The 13,551-nt window shown below is 46.0% G+C and carries 14 protein-coding genes; 7 read left to right on the top strand and 7 right to left on the bottom strand.

The features are described 5' to 3' along the window. Positions 1-47: 47 nt before the first annotated feature. From QSJ47_RS04875 to traF, 6 genes are all read left to right on the top strand, one after another. Positions 48-1,811 (top strand): M3 family oligoendopeptidase, encoded by a 1,764-nt coding sequence (locus QSJ47_RS04875; protein WP_285602615.1) that lies wholly within the window; start codon positions 48-50, stop codon positions 1,809-1,811. Then, complete coding sequence (locus QSJ47_RS04880; RefSeq protein WP_285602616.1) at positions 1,811-2,278, top strand: hypothetical protein; 468 nt, start codon at positions 1,811-1,813, stop codon at positions 2,276-2,278. Before QSJ47_RS04875 ends, QSJ47_RS04880 begins: the two co-directional genes overlap by 1 nt. After that, positions 2,278-3,771, top strand: coding sequence for a DUF5644 domain-containing protein (locus QSJ47_RS04885; protein ID WP_285602617.1), 1,494 nt, complete (start codon positions 2,278-2,280; stop codon positions 3,769-3,771). The genes QSJ47_RS04880 and QSJ47_RS04885 overlap by 1 nt, the downstream gene beginning before the upstream one ends. A gap of 6 nt (positions 3,772-3,777) precedes the next feature. Then, positions 3,778-4,080 carry a hypothetical protein gene (locus QSJ47_RS04890; protein ID WP_285602618.1) on the top strand — a complete coding sequence of 101 codons (303 nt, stop codon included), beginning with the start codon at positions 3,778-3,780 and terminating at the stop codon, positions 4,078-4,080. Continuing rightward, positions 4,080-4,799, top strand: a complete 720-nt coding sequence (locus tag QSJ47_RS04895; RefSeq protein ID WP_285602619.1) for a TerB family tellurite resistance protein — start codon at positions 4,080-4,082, stop codon at positions 4,797-4,799. The genes QSJ47_RS04890 and QSJ47_RS04895 overlap by 1 nt, the downstream gene beginning before the upstream one ends. 64 nt (positions 4,800-4,863) lie before the next feature. After that, the gene (gene traF, locus QSJ47_RS04900) at positions 4,864-6,285 is read left to right on the top strand and encodes a conjugal transfer protein TraF (protein WP_285602620.1); all 1,422 of its coding nucleotides are present in this window, start codon (positions 4,864-4,866) and stop codon (positions 6,283-6,285) included. A gap of 1 nt (position 6,286) precedes the next feature. Here traF and QSJ47_RS04905 read toward each other — a convergent pair whose 3' ends face one another. From QSJ47_RS04905 to QSJ47_RS04935, 7 genes are all read right to left on the bottom strand, one after another. Next, positions 6,287-7,477: an acetate kinase gene (locus QSJ47_RS04905; RefSeq protein ID WP_285602621.1), complete on the bottom strand. Its 1,191-nt coding sequence runs from the start codon at positions 7,475-7,477 to the stop codon at positions 6,287-6,289. After that, positions 7,477-8,949 (bottom strand): phosphate acetyltransferase, encoded by a 1,473-nt coding sequence (gene pta, locus QSJ47_RS04910; RefSeq protein ID WP_285602622.1) that lies wholly within the window; start codon positions 8,947-8,949, stop codon positions 7,477-7,479. The genes QSJ47_RS04905 and pta overlap by 1 nt, the downstream gene beginning before the upstream one ends. 48 nt (positions 8,950-8,997) lie before the next feature. After that, on the bottom strand, positions 8,998-9,516 hold the full coding sequence (locus QSJ47_RS04915; RefSeq protein WP_285602623.1) for a shikimate kinase: 519 nt from the start codon (positions 9,514-9,516) through the stop codon (positions 8,998-9,000). Then, positions 9,491-10,759 (bottom strand): phosphopyruvate hydratase, encoded by a 1,269-nt coding sequence (gene eno, locus QSJ47_RS04920; protein WP_285602624.1) that lies wholly within the window; start codon positions 10,757-10,759, stop codon positions 9,491-9,493. The genes QSJ47_RS04915 and eno overlap by 26 nt, the downstream gene beginning before the upstream one ends. Positions 10,760-11,487: 728 nt before the next feature. Then, on the bottom strand, positions 11,488-11,925 hold the full coding sequence (locus tag QSJ47_RS04925; protein WP_285602625.1) for a hypothetical protein: 438 nt from the start codon (positions 11,923-11,925) through the stop codon (positions 11,488-11,490). 361 nt (positions 11,926-12,286) lie between these two features. Further along, positions 12,287-12,496, bottom strand: a complete 210-nt coding sequence (locus tag QSJ47_RS04930; RefSeq protein WP_221272341.1) for a hypothetical protein — start codon at positions 12,494-12,496, stop codon at positions 12,287-12,289. 450 nt (positions 12,497-12,946) lie between these two features. Continuing rightward, positions 12,947-13,147: a hypothetical protein gene (locus tag QSJ47_RS04935; protein ID WP_285602626.1), complete on the bottom strand. Its 201-nt coding sequence runs from the start codon at positions 13,145-13,147 to the stop codon at positions 12,947-12,949. A gap of 223 nt (positions 13,148-13,370) precedes the next feature. Here QSJ47_RS04935 and QSJ47_RS04940 point away from each other — a divergent pair. Further along, positions 13,371-13,551 (top strand): protein rep (locus tag QSJ47_RS04940; protein WP_285602627.1); only part of this gene is annotated, 181 nt, incomplete at its 3' end.

Below are 13,551 nucleotides of genomic sequence, written 5' to 3' on the forward strand. Positions count from 1 at the left end.
CAGACCAAAACATGCTAGAATAGGGGTTATTTTTGAAAGGAGTATTTGTGGGAAGCAAAGACACAAAAGATTTGGAACACCGCTGGGATTTGAGCGCGCTTTTTAAAGACCAAGACGCTTTAGATAAACACCTGGCTGCTTGGGATAAAAAAGTCGCTGATTTTGAGAAAAAGCATGCCGAGACTTTTGCCAGCATAGAGCCCGAAAAGTTTGGAGGTGTTTTAGCAGAGTATGAAAGTTTGAGCGAGGGCATTTCACGCGCCATGAGTTATGTCTTTTTGATTTTCTGTGTAGACGCTAAAAGGAGCGATTTATACGCAAAGTACCAACTTCTATGTGCGGACATGAGCAAGCATTTGCTCTTTGTGGAAAACGAGTTTTGCGCCCTAGAAAGCGAGAAACAAGAGGCGTTGATCTCTGCCACGCCCAAATACGCCTATTTCTTGCGCCTGCTCTTGCGCCAAAAGCCCCATATGCTGAGCCTGCCTGAAGAAAAGGTGCTATTAGCCACTTGCGGCGTGGGCGTGGAGGCGTTTTCGAATTTATTCGATCAAGTCATCACTTCGCTAAAAATGCCTTTTCAAAACAAAATGCTCAGCGAAGAAGAGATTTTATCCGAGCTGCACAACCCCGATCGAAAACTACGCAAACAAGCGCAAAAGCAACTCACCAAGTCTTTAAAAAAACAAGAATTGGTGCTCACTTATGTCTTAAACATGGTGCGTAAAGACCTACACATCGACACGAAATTACGCCACTACGAAAAACCCGAAACCTTTAGGCATTTGGGTAATCAAATCTCACAAGCCAGCGTAGATAGCATGATCGAGATTGTCGAAGAGCACTACCCCCTAGTGCACCGCTACTACAAAAGCAAGGCAAAAATCTTAGGCCATAAACTCAAAGACCACGATCGCTACGCCCCCATTGAGTCCAAAGAAACCCCCTTAAGCTACAAGGAGGCCCTTGACTTGGTTTGTAAGGCTTACCAAGAGTTTTCGCCCAAGTTTTACGAGATCGTCAAACAGGGCATTGAGGGGGGTTGGGTGGATTCACACCCTAGGGCGGATAAAAGGGGTGGGGCGTTTAGCGACAGCACGGTGCCCAGCGCCCACCCTTATGTACTTTTAAACTTCACGGGTAATAGGCGCTCTGCCTTTACCATTGCCCACGAGTTCGGGCATATGATCCACCAGTCTTTAAGCCGCCAAGTGGGCTATTTAAACACCAACACCCCCCTAACCACCAGCGAAACCGCCTCTGTCTTTGGCGAAATGCTCTTGTTTGAGAATTTAAAGAAAGACTTAGACAAGAAAGAGCTTAGGGGCATTTATGCGGGCAAATTGGAGGACATTTTCTCCACTATGTTTAGGCAAGTGGTGATGACGAATTTTGAAAGGCGCATCCACCAATGCGGGGATCATTTTGAAGAGTTGAAGGCAAAAGACTTTGACAAAATTTGGCAAGAAGAGAATGAAAAAATGTTTGGCAAGAGTTTAAAGCTTAGCAAGAATTACGCCCGCTGGTGGAGCTACATCCCCCACTTCATCCATTCGCCCTTTTACTGCTACTCTTACAGCTACGGGCAGTTATTAGTCCTCGCCCTTTTTGGGCTTTACCGCTCGAAAAAAACGCCCAAAGAGAAACAAGAATTTGTGGACACCTACACCACTTTTTTAAGCAAGGGGGGCAGCCAAAGCCCTGAAGAGTTGGTGGGCATGTTTGGCTTTAACATCGCCGATAAAGAGTTTTGGCAAATTGGCATGCACGAAGTGGAGAAAATGCTGAAAGAATTTGAGGACTTGCTTTAATGGACATTTTGCAAAGATACAAGGCAATGACGAACCAACATTGCTTGGATTGTCTCGCCTTTTTGCACCAAATCCACACGCATTTTAGCGTCTTCTGTGCCCTAGAGCATGTGCACTTTGACCCCCCCCTGCCCGAAGAGCAGCGCGCCGACTTTGGGGCGTTTGTGCTCTTTGTGTTGGCTGGCTACACCTTTGAAAGCTTGAAGATCGTCAAAGACCCCGCCCATATCAGCTTTGAAGCGGGGCTGGGCGACAATTTTGAAACCACGGTGCGCATCGCTTTAGAGGGGATCGTGCAAATCATCGTCAAAGATAGAAACGACTCGAATGTCGTGCTGTTTAACCGCTGCGAGGGGCATATGATTTTTGCCGACAGCACCGCTGAAGCCCTGCAAAACTCTAAGGACGCGATTTTATCCGACCCTAGAAATCAAGAAGTCATCGCCACTTTACAGAGAGAACCTTAATGAGCCTACTCACCTTAAAAATCCGTGCCTTTAAATTCAACCCCGCTTGCGATTACAACCCCGCCTATGTGCTCTATAATGTGGGCTACAACCCCAAGGGGCGTTTAAGCGAGGTGCTAGAAAACATCCCTAATCTTGCCTACGACCCCGTGCATTTGGGGCTGAAGATCAACCAAATCGCTGTGTTTGAAAACTTAGAGATCGCCGAGCTGATCGTCCGCTTTGGCAAAGAATGGGTGCTTGAGCCTTTGTCCATCCCTTACGCTAAACAAGATTTGTTGTTGAATGAAGAGGCGTTATTAGAGCCTTATGCTAACTTCTTTAAAAGCACGCCTTTTTTAACCCAAGAAGAGAGAGCCGAGCTAGCCAAATACACCAACATCAACACCCTAACGCCCAAAGAACATGCGGGTTACTTTGGGGATGGATTTTTCTTGTATGCCAAGTGGCTGATGGAACGCTATCCGCATAGAAGCCTTGAGATTTTAGGCAGCATTGCCGACAAGCAGCATGGCGTGATGCACTTTGTACCACTTAAGCACCGCATTTATCCTAAGAGCGATGCGCTAGACATAGAGATTTACAGCCTACAGCAAATGCTTTTAAATGGCTCTAAATGCCCGCTTGCCAACAATCCATGGGCGCACTTAGGCAACATTGCCTACAACTTCTCTAAGCCCGACATAAGCAAGCAAGCCCCCTACTTGCTCTACACCGCCTACCCGCAGACCTACAACTTGGCCCCGCTGCTTGCAAGCACGCGCCTTTTATTGCAAAAGTTGCATTTAAACTTTGTGGAGTTGCCCTGTGTCTTTGATGGTGGGCATTGGGGGCGTTTGGCGGATTTAGAAAAATTTTTAACCGCCAACGCCTATAACCTTGCCCTAGCGCATAAAGTCGGGGGGGTTTTGCTGTGCGCTGACGAGGACGCTTACACAAACGCCACCTACGCCAAAGCCTTGCTAGATAGCGAGCCTAGCCTATTAGAAGCAGTGAATAACAACCTTGCCGCCTATGAATTGAGCTATAGCCAGCAGGCACAAGTGGTCTTTTTAAACGACTTGTTGGCAAAAGAGATCTTGCAGCTTGAGCCCCTAACCCCCTTTAAGGGCTTTAGTGCGGTGTGGTTTAAAGAGAGCGCACAAGAGCACCCCGCCCTCTTAAGGTGGCTGGATCTGCACACCCACAGCCCCCTATTTGCCAAAGAGTCCTACGCCCATTTGCTAGACATTGACCGCCAGATGGCACTTAAAGAGTCAGCGCGTATCCGCTATGCGGGCATTGATTTGGGTGCGGATTTTTTAATGGTGGATGCGCTCAGTCAGTTTCATATGTTTGACACCCTAGCCGAGCAAGGCTCAAACGCCTACCAAAGGGATCACGACCGCACAAGTGTGTTGTTCTTACCCCAGTTGATACTCTTAGCTTTAGGCGAAAGGGACATTAAAGCTTTGGGGCTAGAGAGCCATAAAAATGCCGTTAACTTCTTATAAAGGAGTGTGTTGAAAACAGGGCTAAAACTTTTCTTTGCAATGGTGCTAGGTTTGGCGTGGTATATCGTCAATGGCGAGACTTCGGGAGATGTAGCCCTCATGATTTTCTTTTTTGTAGCTTTTTTATTGCTGACAAAGCCCATATCTTTCCAGCCCCCAGAAAAACGGGAGGACTACATACAACAACTCAAAAGGAGCTACGAGCGTAAAATGGACTTAAGAAAAAAACAGAAGGAAGAAAGACGACGTTTGAACCAAGCAGTCACGGAACGGGATTTTAAAAAACGCGACAATGCGAGTTTGCTTTGATGTTAGAAGTGGTGTTGGTTGTAGGCGTGGCTGTGGTGTTGATCTATTTATACTACACCTTGCAAGAGTATTTGAAAAACCCACTCAAAACTCTCCCCGAGCTTACAAAACAAGAGTTTAGCCCACCTGAGCCCCACGCCCTGCCCACGCCCCTAGAAGTGCTCAAAAGCAGCGAAGCAGGGTTGTTTGCCAACTTAATGGGGGTGTTTAGCAAACATATCAAAGAAACCCCTTTAAGCCAAGCCCTAAGCCAAGTGTTCTTGCAGGATTTAAGCCAAGTGCAAAACAAAGACTTAGACTTGCTCACAGGAATTTACAAAGAAGCCGATAGACCCCTTGAAGAACTCTGCCACGAGCTCTCTAACCTAGCGCATGGGGAATATAAAAAGCGGGTGAAGTGGGTGGAGCTCTTGTTTGTGCTTGCTTACAGCGATGGGGTGCTTGGCGATCAAGAGAGGGAAGCCTTGCTAGACATAGGGGCGTTCTTGGGGTTAGAGAATGCAGATTTTAACCAACTTTACGAGGGCTTTGCAGGCTTGACATTTGAGCCATTAGAGAGCCTAGAGGTGGCGGACTTTGAGGGTTTTAAGGCACAGGTGCAAGAAAAGCATCTAAACCTGCTTGACCCCAAGAAATGGAATAAAAGCTACTTACCCCAAGTTATGCTAGAGCTGTGGCAGTTTCTTAAAAATCCTCAAAAAGAGAGCGGATCATTCTAAAATAGTTTTATAAATAAAAAGAAAACATGCTAGAATACCCCTTAAATTTTTGATGAAGGGAGGGATGGCAGTGAAAAAAACCTTAGTTTTGTGCGCCTTGGCTTGCAGTGGCGTGGAGGGTTTAGAGTTTGGCGAAATGGGGGATACGAGTTTTGGCATGGGCGGGGCGGGCGTTGCTCTGGAAAACTCCGCTTGGGGGCTGTATTACAACCCTGCGTTGCTCGACATAGACGCACGCAGTAAGCTAGGCTATAGCTTTGGAGTCGGGGTGCGGGAGAAAAATATTTTGCCTTTGGCTTCTAATGCCCTGCAAGTTTTTAACCAAAGTGACACCATCGCCCAATCCTTACAAGGTCTCATGTCTAGCTCTACCCTACAAACCCTCGCAGATGGGGGTCGCATTAGTATAAACGCCAATCAAGGTCCAAATGAACGAACAATTGTCAATGCCGGCAACGCCCTTAAAGACTTTTTGAATTTAAATGGCTTGCATGTCGATTCGCAAAACGGCATCGTGGTGCAAATCCACCCCAAAATGAAAAAAATCAAGGGCGGGATTGGGACTTTTGGCATCGGCGTTTTTGCTAGCCTTTTTGCTGGGGCGAGCGCAGTGGTCGATCCACGCCACAACAAACTCATCTTCCCTTTTACTATAGACGGCAACAATGTTTACACCAGGGCACAAATCAACGCCAACAGCATCTCTTTTCAACAAAGCACCCAAAGTGCATATTTGAACTCTTCTTTGCTTTCCTCCAACGCCAACAACGCCGCAAGGGTGCAGGCTCTAGCGATCGGCTCAGTGCCTATTGGCTATGCCAAGGGTTTTGATTTAAAAAAAGCGGGGCGCATTTCTGTGGGTGTAACCTTTAGGTATCTTTACACCTTGAGCTATGGGCTTGGCATTTCTGGTAATGTGGACCAAGTTATCAACCAAGCCCAAAACTTATTTTCAAATTTTTCTTTCAGTATGCAGGACATGGTGCGCCAAAGCCACTTTGGGTTGGATTTGGGCGGGGCTTACCGCATTAAGGGTTTCACTCTAGGGCTTGTGGGTAAATATTTAAACGCTCCCAAAATCCGCTACGCCCATTTGCCCGACATGCGCATCGACCCACAAGTGCGCTTGGGGCTGGGTTATCGCTGGAAGTGGCTAAATTTAGCGATGGACTTTGACTTAACCTCAAATAAAATGCTCATGTTAGACAAGCGTAGCCAAATGATCGGGGGTGGGGTGATGTTTAACTGGAAGTGGTTTGCGCTCAAACTTGGGGCGATGGGCAATGTCGCCCAAGCGGGCTTGCACCAAGGGGTGATTTTAACGGGGGGTATCCGCTTGTTTAGGGTGTTGGATTTCTCTGTGCAATCGGGTTTACAAACTGTGGCTTTGGGAGGCTCAGCCGCAAGTGGAATCTTAGGCTCCCTAGCCGACATGAAACTACCTAACTACCTAGCCTTCCGTGTGGGCGGAGGTTGGGAGTGGTGATTTAGAGGGCTTGCACCACTTGCATGGTCGCCTTAGCAATCGCTAACTCTTCGTTTGTAGGCACTCTTAAAATGGGAAGCTTGCGTGCTTGGCTTAAAAGCGCAATCCCGGGGCGTGGGTTGCTATTGACCTCTTCATCTAAGAAAATGCCAAAGTTTTCAAGCTCGCTACACACGGCTTTACGCAAACGGGCGCAATTCTCACCCACGCCTCCCGTGAAAATGATCGCATCCAATGCCCCCAGTACGAAAGCATAAGCCCCGACATATTTTTTAATGCGGTGGGCGTAAATGTCAAAGGCAAGTTTTGCTTTTTCATCGCCCGCATTGATACGCTTTTCAATGGCGCGCATGTCGTTGTCCCCACAAAGCCCTTTTAATCCGCTCTCGTGGTTTAACATATGCACCACACCGGCGGTGTCTTTATTTGTAAGTTGTCCGATATAGCCGAGCAAGGCGGGGTCTAAATCCCCCGAGCGCGTGCCCATCACCAGCCCCTCTAAGGGGGTGAACCCCATAGAAGTCTCCACACTCTGCCCGTTTCTAATGGCACACACACTCGCCCCATTGCCAAGGTGCAAGGATATGGCGTTGAAATTGCGGTAAGGGATATGTAAAAAGCGTGCGGCTTCTTGGGCGACAAAGTTATGAGAAGTCCCATGAAAGCCATAACGGCGCAATTTATGCCGTTCGTAAAGCTCATAGGGCAAAGCATAGGTGAAAGCGTGGGGGGGGATTGTTTGGTGGTAAGCGGTGTCAAACACCGCCACTTGGGGCAGATTTGGCACTTGCTTTTGCATGGCTTTAATCCCGGCTAGGTGGGCGGGGTTATGCAAGGGAGCTAGGGGACACAAATCCTCCAAATGCCCGATCACCTCGGGCGTGATTAAAGTGGGCTTGATGAATAAATCCCCCCCTTGCACGACCCGATGCCCCACGCCATCAATGTGTTCCAAACTCTTTAAAACCCCCATCACTTGCAATTTTTCTTGCATTTTTAACAGCCCGTGGGCGTGGTCGGCAATGTGTAAGCTCTCGGTCTGGGAAGCCTTGACACTCGTGTTGATACTGATTTTGCCTTCAGACTCACCTATTTGCTCTAAAAGCCCCTTAGCAAGCACCATACGCTTTTCCATATTGAAAAGCTGAAACTTAATGGACGAACTGCCTAAATTTAACACTAAAATCCGCATTACAACCCCTGCGCCTGAATGGCGGTGATGATGATTGTGTTGATCACATCTTCAACTAAACAGCCCCGACTCAAATCATTGACCGGCTTTTTAAGCCCTTGCAACACGGGACCTATGGCTAGAGTGTTGGCGCAGCGTTGCACGGCTTTATAGGTGATATTGCCCGCATCCAAATCGGGGAAGATGAAGGTATTTGCATGCCCGGCTACAAGGCTTCCGGGCATTTTCTTAGAGCCTGTAGCCACATCCACGCTTGCATCAAATTGTAGTGGTCCATCTAGGGCTAAAGTGGCGTCCAGCTCTTTAGCAATCTGCACGGCTTTAGAAACTTTATCCACATCAGGACCCTTGCCCGAAGTGGCTGTGGAGTAAGAGAGCATGGCGACTTTAGGTTCAAAGCCAAAGGCTTTAGCAGTTTTGGCAGAAGCTAGGGCAATTTGGGCGAGTTCAGCGCTGTTGGGGTTAGGGTTGATCGCACAATCGCCAAAGACATACACTTTAGTGTCTAAACACATGAAAAACACGCTAGAAACTAAATTATTGCCCGGGGCAAGTTTAATGATTTGCAAAGCCGGGCGCACGGTGTCGGCGGTGGTGTGTGTTGCGCCCGAAACCATGCCATCGGCATGCCCGAGATAGACAAGCATTGTGCCAAAGTAAGTGGGGGTTTTGACAAGCTTTTGCGCCTCTTCTAGGCTTAAGCCCTTATTTTTGCGTAGCTCGTAGAGCGTGTTAGCAAAGGTGTCCAAATAGGCAGAAGTGCTAGGGTCTAAAATCAAAGTGTTTTGCAAATCAAGCCCTAAATCCTCAGCATCCTTATGCACTTTGTCCTTTTCCCCAAGCAGAATTAACTTTGCCGCCTTTAATTGCAAAATTGCATGCGCTGCCCTTAAAATCCGCACATCCCCACTCTCAGGCAGGACAATCGTTTTCACATCGCCCTTAGCCCGCTCTAAAATTTGGTGCTGAAACGCTAGGGGGCTTAAACAAGTGGGGGTCGCCTTTTCAAGGGCTTGGTAACTTTCTTTAGCTTGCTCGGGGGGCGTGTTTAAATCTAGGATTTCTGGGCTTACCTTGCCTTTGGCAAGGAATAGGGGGCAGAGTAGCCCGGCTTGTTGCCATGTGTGGGTGGCAAGTTTAGCTTCTTTTAGATCTTCTAGGGCTTGCACCACGATTAAATTTAAATGTCTTGCCAAATCCACATGTGCGTAGGGATAAAAGGCTTGCAAGGGGCTTAGATCGCCCACTAAAATATAATCGTGTGCGTCGCCTAAGGCGGTATAAAGGCTTAAAAGTTTGGTGAAAAACGCTTCCTTGTTCTCAGCGCACAATTCTAGGCATGCGCCGCCTAGTTGCTCCATAGGCTCAAAAATAGCCACGCTGTGTTGATGGTGTTTTAAAAGGGTTTGTAAAAACTCTAGGGCTGGGGCTTTTAAAGCCCGTGGAGCTACGACCAGAATACCTTTTGCCATGTTTCTCCTTTACGAAAGGGGCATTATAACCCATACATGTTAATAAGCCTAGTTACTAGGGGATTTGGTTCTTAAGAGTGTTACAAGCTGTAATGTTAAATCTTGGGGTGTGGCATTAGTTTCTAATATTAAAGTTGCCATTTTTGCATAAAGCGGACTTCTTTGGGCATAAAGGGCGTGCAAACTCTCTTTATCCTTAAAGAGCGGGCGGGGGTTTGGATCGTTTAAAAGCCTTGTGTATAGGCTTTCAAAGTCTAGGGCCAGATAAATGATTGTGCCTTTTAAGGGGGTGTAAAGAGGCAGTCCGCCCCCTGTGGCGATGACTAAGGGGCTTGGCACTTGCTCTAAATTTGCCACTAAAGCCCTTTCTAGCTGCCTAAAATACGCCTCCCCCTTTTCTTTAAAAATCCGCTCAATGCTCAAATTCTCTTGTGTGGCGATTTGTAAATCCGTGTCTAAAAAGCGATAACCCAACACCTTAGCTAGACAAGCCCCTAAGGTGCTTTTGCCACAGCCCATAAAGCCGATGAGCCAAATTTTATTATTTAAAGAGAGTGGGTCCAGCATAGGGGGCGTTAGTCGCCATTTCAATTTCTAATAAGCGGTTGTATTTAGCGGTGCGCTCCCCCCTTGTAGGCGCGCCCGTTTTAATCTGCCCTGTGTTGCAAGCCACGCTAAAGTCAGCGATAAAGCTATCCTCACTCTCTCCGCTCCTATGGCTCATCACGCAAGCATAGCCCGACTTTTGTGCTAGGTGCATGGTTTGCATGGTCTGTGTCAAACTACCAATTTGGTTAGGCTTGATTAAAATGGCGTTAGCTAAATGCTTGTCTATACCCTCTTTTAAAAGTGTCGCATTGGTGACAAATAAATCATCACCCACTAACTGCACCTTATCGCCCAACTTTTGCGTGATTTCAGCCCAACCGCTGTAATCCTCCTCACCCAAAGCGTCCTCAATAGACACAATGGGGTATTTTTCTACAAGGTTTGCATAATACTCAATGAGTGCGCTAGCTTCTAGCTCTTTATTCTCCCCGGCTAGCACATAGTTACCATTAATGTTTAACAGCTCGCTACTGGCAATGTCTAAAGCTAGGGCAATTTGTTCGCCCGGCTTATACCCCGCCTTTTCAATGGCTTTTAATATCCACTCTAAAGGCTCGGTGTTGTCCTTAAAATCGGGGGCAAACCCGCCCTCATCGCCCACGCTGGTAGGTTGCTTGGCATCGGCAAGCATGGCTTTTAGCGTGTGATAAACCTCTACGCTTGCCCTGAGTGCTTCTTTAAAGCTCTCAAAGCCTAGGGGCATAATCATATACTCTTGAAAGTCTAGGCGGTTATTGGCATGCGCTCCGCCATTGATGATATTTAGCATGGGAGCGGGTAATAAGCTAGCATTTAGCCCACCTAAGTAGGCATAAAGGGGCAGGTTTAAAGAGCGTGCTGCCGCCCTTGCTAATGCCATAGACACACTAAGCACCGCATTCGCCCCTAAATGGCTGTAATTAGGCGTGCCGTCTAAATTTTGCGAGAGTTGATCTATCTTGGCTTGGTTATAGGGGCATTGCCCCACAAGGGCTTCTTGAATTTCTTGATTGACAAAGTTGCACGCCTTTAAAACCCCCTTGCCTAAAAATCGCCCCGGCTCTTTATCCCTAAGCTCTAGGGCTTCTTTTTTACCCGTGCTTGCCCCGCTTGGCACAATGGCGTGTCCCAAAAAGCCCCCACTAAGCTCTACTTGCGCCTTGAGCGTGGGGTTGCCCCGACTATCCAACACCTCATAAGCCTTTACCGATTCGATCTTCATATTTCTCCTTTAAAAGGGAACATGTTAGCAAAATAAAAGGGATTTAAAAAGCAGTTAGGTCGACTTAAGTGTGTTCATTGTGTTGCATATGTTACTTGACTTGGGATAGTGTGTGGGTCAAATTTGCTAGTGCGGACAACGCTATCCATATCGTTTAAGATTGCACTAGCCTCATGAGGATCTATCTTAGTTAACTCAGCAATGAAATCTAAAACATCTTTTCACAATGTTTATGCTGTGGGTTGCTCTAATTTGATCTCAGGGGTTTTAGGCGCAAGCGCATCATATAAGCTTTGTGGAGTTGGGTGAATATGAGCGGGGTATACAAGCCATCGATTGTATGCCATACCCAAGCTCATGTAACAAACGACTAAAACTATCATTTGCTTTTTCTAAATTGTCAAAGGACAGAGATTTGAGACTTTGGATTAACTCGTTTATCTATCATCTCTTCTAAGTGTGCCTTTAACCTTTTACCATTGGCATCATCCATCCAAAACACCCACTCTTTACATACAAAGCCGTGTAAGCTTGCATCTTTGTGTTCTTTGGAGTGATTTTCAAAGAAAGCTTTGGCTTTTTGTTTTGTTGTTGCCCCCCTCTCTTGTGTTTTAGCTTCTTGTTTCTGTGGAGTGCTTAGGGTGTTGATTTGTTCTTTAAGCGTTTCGATTTCTATGTCCTTAGCCTTTTGTGCGTAGTTTATAGAGTTAATTGATTCTGTGAGTCTTTTAAGTGTTTCTTGGGGTGTGCTGTTTTGATCTACATTGATGCCCAAGCTCTCGCAAAGAGTGTTTAAGTCTTTTATAGATGATGTCTAAAATTTCAGTTTTATTTTTTTCTAATTGAAACCTAGTTTCTATAGCCTTGAGCTTGTCTTGGGCTGTGAGTTTGTCATCTTGTTCTTTTGGCTCAATCAATACGCTGTAGATAGTGTCTAAGACGGTTTCTAGACTAGTTCTGGCGTTTTCGACTGTTTCTGCCTTGCTTGCTTGTTCTTTGAGCTTGTCAATGCTTTTTTCAAAGTGTTCTTTAGCATATTTAGGTGCTTGCCATTTACCTACACCTGCCCGCTCACAAAGTGCGGTTAAATTGGTTTTAAATTGTCTAATGCTCGCCTCAAGGCTCGCTAAACTCTCTTGCGCTGTGTCTTTGCTATCACCCGTCAAAGAGCAAAGGCTTTTAAAATCCTTTAGACGTTTTGCTTCTATCTGCTCGGTGTTTAAGCAATCCTTGTATTTAGTTTTAACTTCATCAGGGCTAAGGTAGTCCCGTATTGAGTCTTTGTAACATTTACCCTATCCTCTACCTATTTAGGGCTTAAGTGTTTTTTGTATTGTTTGGCGATGGCATTTATCTTGTCTTGCACTTGCTTGGAACTCAGATAGTCTTTGTATTGCTCTGCAACTTGTTCTGGGCTTAAGTAACTCTCGTATTTAGTCTTAACTTCATTGGGACTTAGATAATCCTCGTATTGGGTCTTTATGGCATTTATCTTATCCTCTACCTGCTCAAGACTTAGATAGTCTTTTATTGCGCTTGCACTTCATTAGGGCTTAGGTAACCCTCGTATTTCTTTTGTAACTCCCCATAGTCCGCTTTAGCTTGTTCATCTATCTTGGCAAGTTTGGTCTTTACTTCGGCAAAGATGAGTCTCTGCTGCTTCAATGCACTAACCGCCTTGTAAACCTTTTGCGGATAGAGTTTTAGCTCCCCAAGTTTGGCATTGACAGCAATCATGTGCTTGCGGACATTGCCACAAAGGGCTGTAAGCTCTTTAGTTGTAAGCTTCTTGTCTAAATGGAGTGGAGGATTTTTTGCTCTTGCTTTATCACGCTTGCAAGATCAACAATGGCTGTTTCTAGGTCTTGGTAGTTTTGCTTTAAAACTTTGTAAGCACTCTCTAGTCTTTGATTGTTTTGCTTGGCTTGCTCGTGTTTAGTTTTTAAAATATTGTGTTCTAGGCTATCGGCTTTGTAACGATGAAGGTTGTCGTTGATGCAATTTATCCATAGTCATACCTAGTTTCATAGACTTTCAAAATGTCTCTTTCGTTCTGTATTTCTATTTTAATTTGAGTGTTGAGAGAGCCTAACGCATCAAGCCCTATAATATTAGCTTGTCTTGCTATCTTATACACCACCTCTTTCATGTCATTCACAACTTTTTAATGCCCACCTTTTTCTTTCTCTATGAGCTGAGCGTAAGCTCTAGGCTCAATGCGTTTAGTCCCGCTATGCGTTTATCTACGCCTCTTTGCATGTGTAAAATCTCAGCGACTTCGCTTTGGATTTCTCTAAGGCGTTGGCGGTTTATGGTGTAAAAAACATTTTTGCCCGTGCGCTCATCAAGCATGAAAAATTCCATGTGGGCGTGGTGATTGATCTGCACTTTACCCTTATCATCTATATACCCCTCATTTCTATGGATAGCGATTTGGTAGCACTGAAAGCCGTAACTGAAAGCCGTATTTGTTTTTAAAATGTTTTGCTAGCCTTTCTAGGTTTTGCATGGTAATTGTGTCTTTGAGATTAACGACAGCACTCCATAAATAACGACTCACCCTTGCTTTAAAACCATTAAGGTGTCCCAAAACCCGCCTTTAAGGTTTTCTGTGTTTAGTATAGACACTAAAAGCATCGGCGTCGCCTTGGCTTTGGCATTGCTCTTGGGTGCGCTTGGCAGTGGTGAGCGCTGGTGTCCCGTATGTTTGTGGCGCAAAGTGACTCGTTTGATGATGGAAACCATCAGTATTCTAAATCAAATACAACACGACCATAAAGTGGTGTATATTT

Origin of the sequence: Helicobacter sp. NHP22-001 (genome assembly GCF_030270165.1) — a bacterium.
GTDB lineage: Bacteria > Campylobacterota > Campylobacteria > Campylobacterales > Helicobacteraceae > Helicobacter > Helicobacter gastrofelis.

Excerpts from the sequence above, each read along its gene's own strand:
- QSJ47_RS04880 (WP_285602616.1), top strand. The coding sequence starts at position 1,811 with ATGGACATTTTGCAAAGATACAAGGCAATGACGAACCAACATTGCTTG.
- traF (WP_285602620.1), top strand. The coding sequence starts at position 4,864 with ATGGCAGTGAAAAAAACCTTAGTTTTGTGCGCCTTGGCTTGCAGTGGC.
- QSJ47_RS04895 (WP_285602619.1), top strand. The coding sequence starts at position 4,080 with ATGTTAGAAGTGGTGTTGGTTGTAGGCGTGGCTGTGGTGTTGATCTAT.
- QSJ47_RS04885 (WP_285602617.1), top strand. The coding sequence starts at position 2,278 with ATGAGCCTACTCACCTTAAAAATCCGTGCCTTTAAATTCAACCCCGCT.
- QSJ47_RS04905 (WP_285602621.1), bottom strand. The coding sequence starts at position 7,477 with ATGCGGATTTTAGTGTTAAATTTAGGCAGTTCGTCCATTAAGTTTCAG.
- QSJ47_RS04930 (WP_221272341.1), bottom strand. The coding sequence starts at position 12,496 with ATGATTGCTGTCAATGCCAAACTTGGGGAGCTAAAACTCTATCCGCAA.
- pta (WP_285602622.1), bottom strand. The coding sequence starts at position 8,949 with ATGGCAAAAGGTATTCTGGTCGTAGCTCCACGGGCTTTAAAAGCCCCA.
- QSJ47_RS04915 (WP_285602623.1), bottom strand. The coding sequence starts at position 9,516 with ATGCTGGACCCACTCTCTTTAAATAATAAAATTTGGCTCATCGGCTTT.
- eno (WP_285602624.1), bottom strand. The coding sequence starts at position 10,759 with ATGAAGATCGAATCGGTAAAGGCTTATGAGGTGTTGGATAGTCGGGGC.